The organism is Zoogloea sp. (assembly GCF_041911615.1).
Taxonomy (GTDB): domain Bacteria; phylum Pseudomonadota; class Gammaproteobacteria; order Burkholderiales; family Rhodocyclaceae; genus Zoogloea.
The window spans coordinates 20936-34872 of the sequence record NZ_JAYROR010000011.1; the positions used below are offsets into that span (position 1 = coordinate 20936).

Annotated in this window: 12 protein-coding genes; 6 read left to right on the forward strand and 6 right to left on the reverse strand. The window is 68.3% G+C overall.

The window, feature by feature from the left end; genetic code table 11:
• Positions 1–15 precede the first annotated feature (15 nt).
• Both ACE3P2_RS01590 and ACE3P2_RS01595 read left to right on the forward strand, forming a co-directional pair.
• Entirely contained in the window at positions 16–1113 is a 1098-nt protein-coding gene (locus ACE3P2_RS01590) for a putative zinc-binding metallopeptidase (RefSeq protein WP_374260161.1), read from the forward strand.
• Positions 1114–1173: 60 nt separating this feature from the next.
• Positions 1174–2940 (forward strand): ABC transporter ATP-binding protein/permease, encoded by a 1767-nt coding sequence (locus ACE3P2_RS01595; protein WP_374260163.1) that lies wholly within the window; start codon positions 1174–1176, stop codon positions 2938–2940.
• Positions 2941–2964: 24 nt separating this feature from the next.
• On the opposite strand, the gene ACE3P2_RS01600 is transcribed toward ACE3P2_RS01595, so the two are convergent.
• Complete coding sequence (locus ACE3P2_RS01600; RefSeq protein WP_374260165.1) at positions 2965–3558, reverse strand: HD family hydrolase; 594 nt, start codon at positions 3556–3558, stop codon at positions 2965–2967.
• 247 nt (positions 3559–3805) lie between these two features.
• Here ACE3P2_RS01600 and ACE3P2_RS01605 point away from each other — a divergent pair, with 247 nt between their 5' ends.
• The gene (locus ACE3P2_RS01605; RefSeq protein WP_374260168.1) at positions 3806–4009 is read left to right on the forward strand and encodes a CsbD family protein; all 204 of its coding nucleotides are present in this window, start codon (positions 3806–3808) and stop codon (positions 4007–4009) included.
• 47 nt (positions 4010–4056) lie between these two features.
• Entirely contained in the window at positions 4057–4224 is a 168-nt protein-coding gene (locus ACE3P2_RS01610) for a DUF1328 domain-containing protein (protein ID WP_374260171.1), read from the forward strand.
• Positions 4225–4356: 132 nt separating this feature from the next.
• Here ACE3P2_RS01610 and ACE3P2_RS01615 read toward each other — a convergent pair whose 3' ends face one another.
• Positions 4357–6270: an AsmA family protein gene (locus tag ACE3P2_RS01615; RefSeq protein ID WP_374260173.1), complete on the reverse strand. Its 1914-nt coding sequence runs from the start codon at positions 6268–6270 to the stop codon at positions 4357–4359.
• Between the two features lie 256 nt (positions 6271–6526).
• On the opposite strand from ACE3P2_RS01615, the gene ACE3P2_RS01620 reads away from it, so the two are divergent.
• Positions 6527–7069, forward strand: a complete 543-nt coding sequence (locus ACE3P2_RS01620) for a bacterioferritin (RefSeq protein ID WP_374260175.1) — start codon at positions 6527–6529, stop codon at positions 7067–7069.
• On the opposite strand, the gene ACE3P2_RS01625 is transcribed toward ACE3P2_RS01620, so the two are convergent.
• From ACE3P2_RS01625 to ACE3P2_RS01640, 4 genes are all read right to left on the reverse strand, one after another.
• A complete protein-coding gene (locus tag ACE3P2_RS01625) occupies positions 7070–7684 on the reverse strand; it encodes a DUF1345 domain-containing protein (protein ID WP_374260178.1) in 615 nt (204 codons plus the stop codon).
• 109 nt (positions 7685–7793) lie between these two features.
• The gene (locus tag ACE3P2_RS01630; RefSeq protein WP_374260180.1) at positions 7794–8648 is read right to left on the reverse strand and encodes a tetratricopeptide repeat protein; all 855 of its coding nucleotides are present in this window, start codon (positions 8646–8648) and stop codon (positions 7794–7796) included.
• Positions 8649–9968: 1320 nt separating this feature from the next.
• Complete coding sequence (locus tag ACE3P2_RS01635; protein WP_374260183.1) at positions 9969–11183, reverse strand: ImmA/IrrE family metallo-endopeptidase; 1215 nt, start codon at positions 11181–11183, stop codon at positions 9969–9971.
• 42 nt (positions 11184–11225) lie between these two features.
• A complete protein-coding gene (locus tag ACE3P2_RS01640) occupies positions 11226–11510 on the reverse strand; it encodes a type II toxin-antitoxin system HigB family toxin (RefSeq protein WP_374260186.1) in 285 nt (94 codons plus the stop codon).
• A 222-nt stretch (positions 11511–11732) separates the two neighbouring features.
• Here ACE3P2_RS01640 and ACE3P2_RS01645 point away from each other — a divergent pair.
• Positions 11733–13937: penicillin-binding protein 1A (locus ACE3P2_RS01645; protein ID WP_374260187.1), on the forward strand; the 2205-nt coding region annotated here is incomplete at its 3' end.

Consider the following 13937-nt stretch of genomic DNA (forward strand, 5'->3'; position numbering starts at 1 on the left):
CACCGGACCCACGCCATGAAAACCTTCTCCTGCACCCACTGCGGTCACCGGGTGTTTTTCGAAAACACCGTGTGCACCGCCTGCGGCGCGGCCCTCGGCTACATTCCGGCGCTGGGCGCCCTCGCCGCCTTCGAGGTCGCACCCGACGGCGTCTGGCGCAGCGACGGCGTGGCCGGCGCGTGGCGCCCGTGCCGCAACTATCGCGACGCGCAAGTCTGCAACTGGATGCTCGCCGCCGACGATCCCGAGGCGCTGTGCAGCTGCTGCCGCCACACCGAGGTGATCCCCGATCTCACGCGGCCCGACAACCACCGCTACTGGGCGCTGCTCGAAGCCGCCAAGCGGCGCCTCTGCCACGGCCTCGACGCCCTCGGCCTGGCCCGCCCCGGGCCGGCGGACGACCCCGGGCGCGGCCTGCGCTTCCACTTTCTCGAAACCCTCGACCCGGCCAGCCAGGTGCTCACCGGGCACGACAGCGGCCTCGTCACCCTCAACGTCGCCGAAGCCGACGACGCCGAGCGCGAAGCCCGCCGCAGCGCCATGGGCGAACCCTACCGTACCCTGCTCGGCCACTTCCGCCACGAGAGCGGGCATTTCTACTGGGATCGCCTGGTCGCCGACGGCCCCTGGCTGGCGGGCTTTCGCGCCCACTTCGGCGACGAGCGCGCCGACTACGCCGCCGCCCTGCAGCAGCACTACGCCGCCGGCCCCGCCGACGACTGGCCGCAGCGCTTCGTCAGCGCCTATGCCAGCGCCCACCCGTGGGAGGACTGGGCCGAGACCTGGGCCCATTACCTCCACGTCGTCGACGCCCTCGACACCGCCGCCCACTGGGGCCTGCACCTGGCCGGCGGGCCCGACACCCCGGCCGGCGACGACCCCGGCGCGCCCGCCGCGCCCGACTTCCGCGCCCGCCTGGTGCATGGCTGGCTGCCCCTGTCGCGCTTTCTCAACAGCATGAACCGCAGCCTCGGCCAAGCCGACAGCTACCCCTTCGTGCTGCCCGACCCGGTGCTCGCCAAGCTCGCCTTCATCCACGCGCTCGTGGGCGCCGCCGCCGGCCTGCCGTGGACGCACTGGCCCCCGTCCGGCCCCGCCCAAGCCCAGCCCTGATCCCCCGACCCATCCCATCGACGCGCCGCCCCGGAGCCGGCGCGTGCGAGGAGAATCCCGATGAAACGCCCGCAGATCCGCCGCCCCCTCAACCTCTTCTCGCAGCACATCTGGCGGCGCTTCTGGGCCATCGCCAGTCCCTACTGGCGGGCCGACCAGCGCCTGCGCGCCTGGGGCCTGCTGATCCTGCTGATGGTGTTGCTGCTCGCCGAGACCAAGCTCGCGGTGATGCTCAACGAGCAGACCGGCGAGTTCACCTCGGCGCTCGCCGCCGGCACCCGCGAGCGCTTCTGGACCTCGATCAAGTACTGCCTCCTGGTCCTCGCGGTGTTCGTGCCGGTGCACGCCGTGTATTACTTCGTGCGCGACTACATGGGCCTGCACTGGCGGCGCTGGCTCACCCACCGCTTCCTCGCGCGCTACTTCGCCGAGCGGCGTTACTACCACCTGGGCGCCAGCGCCGAGATCGACAACCCCGACCAGCGCATCGCCGAGGACATCAACGTGTTCACCCAGCGTTCGCTGTATTTCCTGCTGATCTCGATCGGCTCGCTGATGCAGCTGGTCGCTTTCAGCCACGTGCTGTGGTCGATCTCGCCCAAGCTGGTGTACTTCCTGGCCGCCTACGCCTTTGTGGGCACCTTCCTGGCGGTGGCGATCTTCGGCGTGCCGCTGATGCGCCTGAACTTCCTGCAACTGCGCCGCGAGGCCAACTTCCGCTTCAGCCTCGTGCGGGTGCGCGAGAACGCCGAATCCATCGCCTTCTATCGGGGCGAGACGCCCGAGCTGGAACAGGTCAAGGGCGGCTTCGCCACGGTGTTCGGCAACTACCGGCGGCTGATCCGCAAGCAGCTCAACCTCAACCTCTTCCAGCAGGCCTACAGCCAGCTCACCGTGGTGCTGCCGAGCATCATCATCGCCGACTCGGTGCTCTCCGGCGACGTCGAGGTGGGGCGGGCGATCCAGGCCGCCGGCGCTTTCACGGTGGTGCTCAGCGCGGTGTCGCTGATCGTCGAGAACTTCGAGAGCCTGTCGCGCTTCACCGCCGGCATCGACCGTCTCGACACCCTCGCCCGCGCCCTCGAGACCAAGCCCGGCAGCCCCGACCCGGCGCGCACCATCGCCAGCGCCGAGGGCGATCGCCTGGCCCTGCGCGACGTGACCCTGCACACCCCCGCCTTCGAGCGGGTGCTGGTCGAGAAGCTGTCCCTCGAGCTGCCCCCCGGCGAAGGCCTGCTGATCGTCGGCCCCAGCGGCTGCGGCAAGAGTTCGCTGCTGCGCGCCATCGCCGGGCTGTGGCGCGCCGGCGACGGAGAGATCGTCCGCCCGGCCGCCGCCGACACCCTGTTCCTGCCCCAGAAGCCCTACATGCAGATCGGCACCCTGCGCAGCCAGCTGCTCTACCCGCGCACCAGCGCCGGGGTGGATGACGCGGCGCTGCTGGCGGTGCTCGCCGAGGTGCAACTGGGCGATCTGGCCGGCCGCGTCGGCGGGCTCGACGCCGAAATGGACTGGGCGCGCATCCTGTCGGTGGGCGAGCAGCAGCGCCTGGCCTTCGCCCGCGTGCTGCTGGTGCGCCCGCGCGTCACGATTCTCGACGAAGCCACCAGCGCCCTCGACAGCGCCAACGAGGCCGCCCTCTACCGCCGCCTCGCCGAGGCCGGCACCACCCTCGTCAGCATCGCCCACCGGGAGGCCCTGCTGCAGTACCACACCCAGGTGCTGGAGCTGACCGGCGACGGCGGCTGGCGCCTTCACACGGCCCGCGATTTCGCCCCGTCCCGCGACCCGGCCGAGGCCGGCTTCGCCCCCGCGCTGGCGGCCTGAACGCGGCGCGACGGGGCGCCGGCCTCAGTCGCGCGCCGGCGGCTTGCGGTAATGCGCCTCGGCCATCGCCGCGGCGGCCTCCCACAGCGCGGGCGCGCCGCCTTCGATGGGCGGCCGGCAACGCGCCCGCACCTGCTCGAGGGTCACCGCGCATTCCACCCAGGTGCCACCGTCGGTGGCGGCGTTGTGGAGCATCGGCTGGAAGCGGTCGAGGGCCTTGGCGAACTTCGCGTCGTGACTCTGGGCCGCCTCGAACTCGAACCACAGCGCGCGGAACTCCTCGGCCTGCGCCGCCGGCAGCAGGCCAAAAAGGCGCTCCGCGGCAAGCCGCTCGCGCGCGTCCTGGCCGGCGTGGGTGGCCGGCACGTGAAACGGCACGTCGCCGGCGTCGATCTCGACGATGTCGTGGATCAGCAGCATCTTCACCACGCGCAGCACGTCCACCGGCCCGGCGGCATGTTCGGCCAGCACCAGCGCGTACATCGCCAGGTGCCACGAGTGCTCGGCGCTGTTCTCCCGGCGCGAGCGGTCGATCAGGGGGGACAGGCGCACCACGCTCTTGAGCCGGTCGATTTCCCTGAGGAAGTCCAGTTGCCGATCCAGGTCGCTTGCTTGCACGTTGTCGACGCTCCTTGCGGTGGGGAAATGGAGGGGGCGTCGAGTCTAGCAGAGTGGCGCGGCCGCCCCGCCGCCGCGTCAGGCCCGGGCCATGCCGGACGGGTGTCGGAGGAGTCCCACGTGGCATTCGGAGGCGGCCGACTGCCCGGATTGGGGCGCCAGACTAAAGTAGAACCATGCAGAAACGCCTGCATCCCGGGCGGCACCAGGCCCCCGGCGCACCCGACCAACCCGAAGGAGAACGACCATGAACCGCGACATCATCGAAGGCAACTGGAAGCAACTGAAGGGCAAGCTCAAGGAACAGTGGGGCAAGCTCACCGACGACGATCTGGACGTGATCGAAGGCAAGCGCGAAGCCCTCGCCGGCAAGATCCAGGAACGCTACGGCGTCACCAAGGACGAGGCCGAGAAGCACGTCAAGGAATGGCAGGACCGTAGCGGCGTCTGATCGCGCCGCGCGTCCCACCCCGACCCCCAGCCTGAAGGAGAGCCACCATGCTCCACTACGCCGTCGTATTTTTCGTGATCGCCCTGATCGCCGCCGTGCTCGGCTTTGGCGGCATCGCGGCGGGCGCGGCGGGGATTGCGAAGACCCTGTTCTTCGTCTTCCTCGTCCTTGCGATCGTCAGCTTCATCTTCAATTCGGCCCGGGGCAAGGGGTAGGCGCAGCGCCACCGACCGGGCGGGCTCCAGGTCCGCCCGGCCCGTCCGAACGCAGCGGGGGCAGGGTCTCACGACCTTGCCCCCGCGTCGTCGTGGGCGCCGCCCGGTGCCGTGCGCCGGGGGCGGGGCGGCTCAGGGGCGCACGCCGGTGCGGCGGCCGACCCGGGCCAACATGTCGCCGCAGGCGCTGTCCTCGGCGCCGCCGAGCTCCACCAGCGGCAGCAGGGCCAGGGGCGGCGACAGCAGGCCGAGGGCCACCGCGCTGGCGATGCGGGCGCCGAGGGGCACCGGCTCCGGCGTCACCGACGGGCTGGCGAAGGTGCCGGTGAGGTGCAGCGGCCCGCGCAGGGCCAGCAGGCTGCCGTCCTTGGCGGCGGCGCGCAGGTGCAGGTCGAGGCGTTCGTCCTTGAGGCTGATCTCGCCTTCGCCGCGAATCAGCATCCGCTCGGTGTCCAGGAGCAGGGTGCGCGGGCTCAGCACGCCCTGGCGGGCGGAAAAATCGCCCACCAGGCAGCGGATGTCCTCCTTCTGCCCGCTGGCCAGCCAGGCCACCACCGCGTTGGCCACGTCGAGGTTGGCGAGGCGGATCAGCAGCCGGTTGGTGCTGCCCCCGTTCATCGCCAGGGCCAGGTCGCCGTCGGCGCTGCCCAGCAGCTGCGCCACCGAATCGCCCCGCATCGTCAGCTTCGCGCGGCCGCCCAGGGTGCCGGTGGTGAGCACGCGGCTGTCCGGGGCGGGCATCAGGTCGCGCAGACGCAGGCGGCTGGCCTGTACGTCGAGCCGGGCGGCGGCGGGTTTTGCGCGCGCGTCGAGTTCGAGGCGGCCGTCCACCTGGCCATGGGCCAGCCCGACCTTCAGCGGTGCGACGGTGACCCGCCGCTCGTCGATGCGCAGGTGGCCGCTGGCGCTGTCCAGGGGCAGGTCGACGTTGCGGATGTCGGCGATCGCGAAATCCAGGTCCACGTTGGCCGCGGCGATCTTGCCGACGCCCAGCGGCCGGGCGGGCAGCACCTTGCCCCGCGGCGGCGGCAGCGGCTGGCCGGCCTCGTTGCGGGCGCCGATGAAGCCCGACAGGTCGGCCAGATCGAGCCGGCGGGAGCGCAGCGCGCCGGTCAGGCGCTGGGGCGTGGGCCGGCGATCCACCGCGAAGGTGCCGGACACGTCGCTGCTGCCGATGCGCCCGTCGATGCCGGTGAAGGTCCACTGCTGGCCGGCGTGGGTCAGCCGCGCGGCGAGCCGGTAGGGCGGCGTGGCGGGCAGCGGCACGCCGGTGAGCGGGTAGAGCTCGGCGAGGCTGCGCCCGGCGAGACTGAAGCCCACGTCGAGCCCGGCCAGGGCGAGCAGGTTGGTGACGGTGCCGTCGATGGAGAAGCGGGTCGCGCCCACCTCGCCGAGGGCGGCCACCGGGTAGGGGCGCGCGGAGTGCTCCAGTTCGAGCAGGTTGCCGGCGTGGCCTTCGAGGCGCAGCGCCTGGCCCTGCCAGCGGCCTTCGGCGGCAAAGCGCAGGCGGCCGCTCGCGGCCTCGGTGGCGACGGTGACGCGCACGTCGGTGCGGCGCGAGGGCAGCATGGCGTTCACCAGGCCGTCGCGGATGCGCAGGCTGCCCACCCGCAGCGCCGGTCCGGTGCCGTCCGACCTGCCGCCCATCACCCAGTTGCCGACGCCTTCGCCGTTGTCTTCGAGGCGGATGTCGGGCTGGTCGATGATGACTTCGGGGAGCACCCATTCGCCGTGGATCAGGCGCCGCAGATCCACGGAAAACTGCAGGCGCCCGATCCGGGCGAGGCGCGAGGCCTTGCCCCAGCGGGCGTTGTCGAGTTCGATGCGTTCGGCGCTGAAGGTCGGCTGCAGGCTCCAGGGCTGCACCCGCAGATCGCCGGCGATGCGAAAGCCGCGTTCGAGCCGGGCGCTGACCAGCGATCCGATGGGCCCGCGCAGCATGTTCCAGTCGAACAGCGCCACGGCGAGGCCGGCGATCACGACGCTGGCGCCGAGCGCCCGGCGCAGGCGGCGTCGGGAGGGCGGTAGGGGGGAGGGGGTGGTCATGGTGGGGTCTTCGAGAGCGGGCGCGAACTGCGCCAGGTCGATCTTACGAAGCGGCGGCGGCCCGCGCTGTCGGACCCGGACGAGGTGCGTGTCGGACTTGTCTGGCACGGCGGCGCGCCGGGTGGGAATCGTCCGACGGCGCCTCGCTGCGCCGTCCGACAGCCTGCCGGCATGGCGGCAGCGATGATGATGGGGTGAATCGAAGGCGGCGCCGTCCGCCCGTCCCATCCTTTCATCCCCTATCGAGGAGCCCGCCATGACCAAGGACAAGCACACCGACACCGCCTTCCTGAGCGACGTGAAGACCCTGCGCGCCCGCGCCCGCAAGCAGATCGAGGACGGCGCGCTGACGCCGGCCTACGCGCTCGACCCGAAGCAGGCCATCGACCTGCTCAACACCGCGCTGGCCACCGAGCTGGTGTGCGTGCTGCGCTACCGCCAGCACGCCTTCACCGCGAGCGGCATCCTGTCCGAGCCGATCGCCGAGGAATTCCTGGTGCATTCCAACGAGGAACTCGGCCACGCCGACCAACTCGCCCGCCGCATCGTGCAGCTCGGCGGCGAGCCCGAGATGGACCCGGCCAAGCTCACCGGCCGCAGCCACGCCGAATACGTCGCCTGCGACAGCCTCGCCCAGATGATCCGCGAGAACCTGATCGCCGAGCGCATCGCGATCGACAGCTACCGGGAGATGATCGGCTACTTCGGCGACAAGGATTCGACCACCCGCGCGATGCTCGAAGGCATCCTCGCCACCGAGGAAGAGCACGCCGACGAGCTGGCCGATCTGCTGGAGTGACTACAGCAGACCCGAGGCGATGTTGATCGTCAGGGCCAGCAAGGTGGTGTTGAAGGCGTAGGCCAGCACGCAGTGGAGCAGGCCCAGGCGGCGCATCGGCCGCGACGTGAAGGACACGTCAGCGGTTTGCCCGGAGGTGCCGATGACCGCCGCGAAATACACGAAATCCAGGTAATCCGGCTGGCCCTCGTCCGGAAACTGCAGGCCGCCGCCGCCCCCGGCGGCGCGGTCGCGGTAGTAGTCGTGGGCGTAGTGCAGCGCGAACATCAGGTGGATGAAGGCCCACGCGGTGGCGATGGTGAGCGCCGACAGCCCCAGCCGGGCGTGGCGCAGCGGCGCATCGACGCCCTTCACGTCGGCCAGTTCGAGGAAGATCGCCGCCAGACACGCCACGCTGGCGAGGATCACCCCGCCCAGCACCACGAAGCGCCCCTCGTCCTCCTGCGCCGCGCGGCGGTGCATGCTGGTCGGGGTGGCCCGCACGATCATCACCGCCGCCAGCAGCAGATACAGCAGCGCGCCGGTGTTCCAGGTGATCAGCAGCCGGGTGCTCTCGCGGCATTGCACAAAGCCCGGCAGCAGCCAATACACCAGCACCGCCAGGCCCACCGACACGAACAGCCGCGGCCGCGCATGCAGCTGGCGCAGCAGCGCGTTGCGGTGGCGCAGCGGGTGCGGGCGGGCGTCGGATCGGGGCTCATGCGCCGATGATACCGGCCCGACCTCAGTTCCAGTCGTCGCTGCCGCTGCCCCCGTCGTCCCACGAGCCGGCGTCGGAGATCCCGAAGTCGGCGCCGCCCATGTCGTCCAGATCGTTGCCGATCACCGGCGTGCCGAGGCCCAGCGGGTTCGGATCGGAAGTGAGTGGCTTCGGGCTGGCCGGGGCGTCGTTCTTGTCGAGGAAGTGGTGCATCAGCGCCTCGCCCGCCACCATCCCGGCGCCCACCGCCGCGCCGGTGGCGAGGCCGCCCATCACCCGCGAGCCCAGGCCCGGGCCGTTGTCGGCGGTTGGGCTGGCCGGCCCGGCGCCATAGGGCATCGGCGCGCCACCGGCCGGGGCCAGCCCGCCTGCGCCGCCGCCCGCGTAGGCCGTCTGCGCCTGGGGCCGCATCTTGCGGGCGACCACCGCGATGAAGGCCAATACCCCGCCGCCGATCAGCAGCAGGTTCCACGGAAACGACGACCCCCGCGCCGGGCCGGCACCGAGCCCGCCGGCAGCGGGTTGGACGGCGGGATGGACCGCGGACGGCTGGACGCTGCCGCCCACCAGTTGGCGCAGCTCGCGCACCGACTCGGGTTTGGCAAAGCTCAGCCCCGGCGCGAGGCGTTCGGCGGTGGCCAGCTCGGCGGCGGCCTGACGGGTCTGGCCCTGCTTGGCGAGCAGTTCGGCCTCGACGTAATGGGCCTTGCCGCTGTCCGGGTGGCGCTTGAGCACGTCGCGCATCATCGCCTGGGCGTCGTCGAGGCGGCCAGATTCGGCGGTCTGGTACACCTGATGCAGGCTGGGTTCGTCGGCCATGGCATTGCCACCCGCCAGGCTGGCGGCCAGCATCAGACTCACGAGCAGTTTTCTGGACACGATGGATTTCCTTTGACGGTAAAGGCGCACGCCCGACGGGGCGCGTCGCATGCCGGCCAAGATAGGGGCGCCCCCGGGCGGGCTCAAGCACGGTTTTGCAACAAGACGTTGTCGACGGCGCGGGGTGATCGTGCTCGTCGGCCGCATCCACGAGCGCTATGGCGTTACCAAGGACGAAGCCGACGGTTGCGTCGAGGACCGGTGTGGTCCCGAGTATCGGCGAGGGTGTCGCGATTACCCCGGAGGTACTCGTGAGGAGATCTGAAATAGGTGTGATGGCTCGGGAGCCCCGAGGGGCGGGATCGGCGAGGCTCGTGGCAGGCAGAAAGCGTTACGCGTTGGGGTTGAAGTCGCTAGGCCGAGCGTGGCCGGTGGCCGGGAAAGGTCCCATCAGCGCTTTACGTAATGCGCGCTGCTAGCGACGCGCTTCGACTTGGCGGGCTGTATTGGCCAAGAGTTTGTTCGCTGGTTGGGTGCGGTGCGTCGGCTCGCGTTTATGGCCGACCTTGTTCGAACAAAGAGAAGCTCACGATGTCTCGTCGTCAGGAGGAGCGTGTGCGACGCGGGCCACGGACCAGTCAGCGTAGGGCGGGGCCTGCCGATGCCCGGTCATGACGGGCATCGGCAGGTAACACCGATTACTTGCTCTTTGACTTGCTGGAGCTGGCCTTTTGGGTCAGAGCGGATGCCGCTACGGATTTGACGGATGCAGGTGTGCGAGGATTGCTCAACAACTTGGCAGCAGTCGAGGCCACGCGGGCGGAGGTGTGTTCGTTAGTCGGCTTCTTGGAGGACATGGGATTTTCCTTATCAGTTCGCGGAATGAGGTAAAGGCGGGAGTCAGGTTCTGTTGATTCCCGCCTGCGGTGGGTCAGGCAAACAATTGCATCTGACCCGGATGCGAGCGCCAGTGCTGGCACACAGCCTCCCGGCGTCCGAATCGGAACCGGGTGTATGCGCGCACGAAGACGCTCTTCCATCGGTGGTAGGCCATGGCCAACTCCTCATGAAAGCTGAGGGGGTTTGAGCTTGCCAGCACACCGCGAACTGGTAAAATCCGCTGTCCGTTCAAGACATGATGTGCATGGGTGGTTTGGTAGCCCCCTATTCACCTCACCAAAGGCTCTGAAGTGTTGGTAGCACTTCAGAGCCTTTTTCTTTGGTGTTGGCGGCTGGATACAAGCCCAGCTGCCAACATCGAGACGCACTGCCAGTGCGGGCGTTTGCTCGATAGCGAGTTCGATTCCGCATTGATAAGTAGATTATATCTTAATCCCTAAAAAGGATTGAAGCAATTTGATCTATTCCCTTTTTGGGATTTTATTGCTCAAGTAGCTGACTGACCTGTCCTGTCTTGCCGATGAGGTGCGAGAGCAGCCGGAAGTTCTTCTCTTCATGGCGTAAGCGTCCCGCCACGATGGAAGGATGCACACTGATCTCATCGGCGAAAGAGATTGCATCCTCTGAGAGTAGTGTTTGACGTACTTTGGCGGTACGCCAGCTCTTTTCAGGAATCAACGCTTCCTGGGCCATAGCATCAGCTTCCGCTTCAACCTCCTGGGGGTTGCTGCGATCTAGATCGTCGATGAACACCGGAGACTCGGGTGTCAGATGCTTGGCAACGTGCGCCAACTCGTGGAGCAAGGCAAACCAGAAGTTGTCGAACCGGTCATGTCGCAAAGTCAGGGCGACGATCGGTCGATCGCCGTCCAGCATTGCAGCGCCATCGAGGAAAGTGCGTTTGAAGTGCTTTTCGATGACGAGCGTGATGCCATGACGGGCAAGGTACTCCCGCGCAAGCTTCGGACCCTCATCGAAAGCGGATAGCTTGGCAAGTTCACGCAACCAGTCCGGTGTGATGGTCCCGTGTTTGTATTCCCTGGTTACGTTGATCGCTCTCGCTTGCCGCAAGACGCACATACGCCACGCATCAAGGGCCATGTGATCAGCCTGCCGATCCCCTCGCTGATGCATCGGGGCGCGCAGCAAAGCTGGGCTGACCTGCTTGGTGAGCAGGTCCGGCATGAATTTTCGAATCAGGTCTTCAGCGTACTCTTTGAGGCGCTGTGCGTTCCCTTCGAAATCCCCAAAGTAACCCCGCTCCTGCATTTCCTTGAGCGGGAAGCGAGCAAAGTCCATCTCTGGCTCTTGATCGACGACTGCGCTGTCTGTTTCGACATCTTCGATCAGAATGTCAGCAGGGATGCCCAAGCCCTGATTGAGTCTGCGAATCATCGGCAGGGATAGCGGACGCTTGCGCGACAGAACCTCCGAGACCTTGGAGATCGATCCAATGAAAGGGATCAGATCCTTGCGGGAGAGTTTCATTTGATCCATCCGGAAAAGAATCGACTCAATCGGATCGGCCTTGACCGGAGGAACGGTTTGCCGTTCGAAGTCCTGAATGACCAGGGCCAGCAACTCAAGCTCGTTCTCCTCATTGGAGTTGGCCTTTGGGTCGAGCGACATGAGAGCAGACAGGCGCGCCATGGCTGCTTCGTAGTCTTCCGCACTCTTGATGATTTTCACATTCATCGCCATCTCCGCCTTTTGTTTCCTTGTCTTGCACGCATTTGCCTAGAACTTCTTCTTGTCGTACTCGGCATGCGTTCCCACCCACTCAACCACTACCAGACCGTTTTGATATCGAACCTTGACCACAAGCCGATATGAATTGCCCTTGATGTCAAAGATGATTCTGTTATCGGCTAGGAAATCCGCACTTCTGTATCTGCGCTTGATGTCGTGTGGCGTCTTCCAGTTCTCACGTTCAACATCCATCTGCCACGCGTCTAGTGGCCCTCGCGAGGCTGCATGACCTTTTTTGAACGCCTCGAGGATGGGCAAACCCAGAATTCGCATGTAAGGACGATGTGCTCAAGTTCAGGTTTGGATTGTATTTCCCAAAAAGGGAAAAAGTCAATGGAAGCCTGGATTAGAAGAGGGAAGTCAATGTGTGCCGGTGGCGCCGACCCGCATTTCGGTTGCCCGTGTGGCCGTGCTTCAGGTCTTCAAGCACCCAAGGAAGAAACCCCGCCCCGGATGTGTTAAAAACCCGCCTTCCCCCGTCTCACCCTTTGCCCGATGTCGCTCCCGCCTGCCTTGCTGCGCACCTTCGACCGTCTTCGTCCGCTGCTGGCGCGCCTGCGTCGGCCTACGGGGCGGGAGCTGCGGCGGGGGGCGTTGGGCGTGGTGCTGGCTTTCGTGGCCTATGTGCTGGTGCTGATCCCCTTCACGCCGGGCATCGGCGACATCCGCAAGGCCAAGGTGGAGCAGCCGGCGCGGGTGCTGTCGGCGGATGGCAAGGAGCTGGCGGTGTTCAAGTGGGCCAACCGCGAGTGGGTGGGGCTGGCCGACATCTCGCCGCAGGTGACGGCCGCGCTGATCGCCACCGAGGACCACCGCTTTTACGCGCACCACGGTATCGACTTCTACCGCCTCGGCGGCGCCGTGCTGCGCACCTTCTCGGGCGACCGGCAGGGCGGCTCGACGCTGACCCAGCAGCTCGCCCGCAACCTCTTTCCCGACGAGATCGGCCGGGCCCAGACGCTCAACCGCAAGCTCAAGGAGGCGATCACCGCCCTCAAGATCGAGGCGGTGTACTCGAAGGACGAGATCCTCGAGACCTACCTCAACACCGTGCCCTTCCTTTACAACGCGTGGGGCATCGAGATGGCGGCGCGCACCTACTTCGACAAATCCGCGCGCCGGCTCGACGTGCTGGAGGCCGCGACGCTGGTGGGCATGCTCAAGGGCAACAGCTACTACAACCCGGTCATCAACCCCGAACGTGCCCAGGCCCGCCGCAACATCGTGCTGGCCCAGATGGTCAAGCACGGCACGCTCGACGAGGCCCGCCTCGCCGCGCTGCAGAAGAAGCCCCTGCGCCTCGACTTCGAACGCCAGCTCGAAGCCCCCGGCCCGGCGCCCCACTTCGCCCAGCAGCTGCGCAAGTGGCTGATCGCCTGGGCCGACCGCAAGGGCTACAACCTCTACGCCGACGGTCTGGTGGTGCGCACCACGATCGACGCGCGCCTGCAGGCCCAGGCCGTTCAGGCGGTGCAGCGCCGCGGCAACCAGCTCCAGGCGCTGGCCGACCAGGCCTGGGGCGGACGCAAGGGCTGGGCCGGCAGCCCCGAGCTGGTGGCCGCCTTCGTGCGCGAATCGAAGGAATACCGCGCCGCGTTGGCCGCCGGCGAGGCGCCGGAGGCCGCGCTGCAGCGCCTCCTGGGCGACAAGGCCTTCGTCGATGCGCTGCGGCGCGACAAGACCCGGGTGCAGGTGGGCTTCGTCGCCATCGACCCCCGCGGCGGCGAGTTGCGCGCCTGGGTCGGCAGCCGCGATTTCGTGCAGGACCCCTTCGACCACGTCCAGCAGGCCCGCCGCCAGCCGGGCTCCACCTTCAAGCCCTTCGTTTATGGCGCCGCCTTCGAGAAGGGCATGACCCCCGACGACACCCTGATCGACCAGCCCGTCGAGATTCCGCTCCCCAGCGGCGAGCTGTGGCAGCCCAGCGACGAGGCCGCCCCCAGCGGCAAGCCGATGAGCCTGCGCGACGGCCTGGTGTATTCCCGCAACCGCATCACCGCCCAGCTCATGCAGCAGGTCGGGCCCGATCGGGTGGCGAAGCTGGCCCGCGCGATGGGCGTGCGCCAGAGCCCCCTCGAAGCGGTGCCGTCGCTGGCGCTGGGCACCAGCCCGGTCACGCTGCGCGAGATGGTCGCCGCCTACGCCACCATCGCGAACGGTGGCGCCTACCGGGAGCCGATCTTCGTGACCCGCATCGAGGACCGCAGCGGCGCCGTGCTGGAGGAATTCGCCCCCGCCGCGCCGGAAGCCGCCCTGTCGCCCGGCGCGGCGTGGACGCTCCTCGACGTGATGCGCGGCGTCGTCGACCGCGGCACCGGCGTGGCGATCCGCAACCAGCTCGGGCTCTCGGCCGACCTCGCCGGCAAGACCGGCACCACCCAGGACAACACCGACGGCTGGTTCATCCTGATGCACCCGCAGCTGGTCGGTGGCGCCTGGGTCGGCTTCAACGACAACCGCGTCACCCTGCGCAGCGACTACTGGGGCCAGGGCGCCCGGAGTGCCCTGCCGATCGTCGGCGACACCTTCCACTACGCCCTGCGCAACCGGCTGGTGGACGGCAAGGCCCGCTTCGTCTCCCAGGAAAAGCCGGGCCTCCTGGCGCGCGGCTGGGCGTGGCTGCGCAGCCTCGTCGCCCCGCCCCCGCCGGCGGAGGTCGAGCCGCCGCGCGGGCGCCGCAAGTCCGCCCCGCGCGAAGCC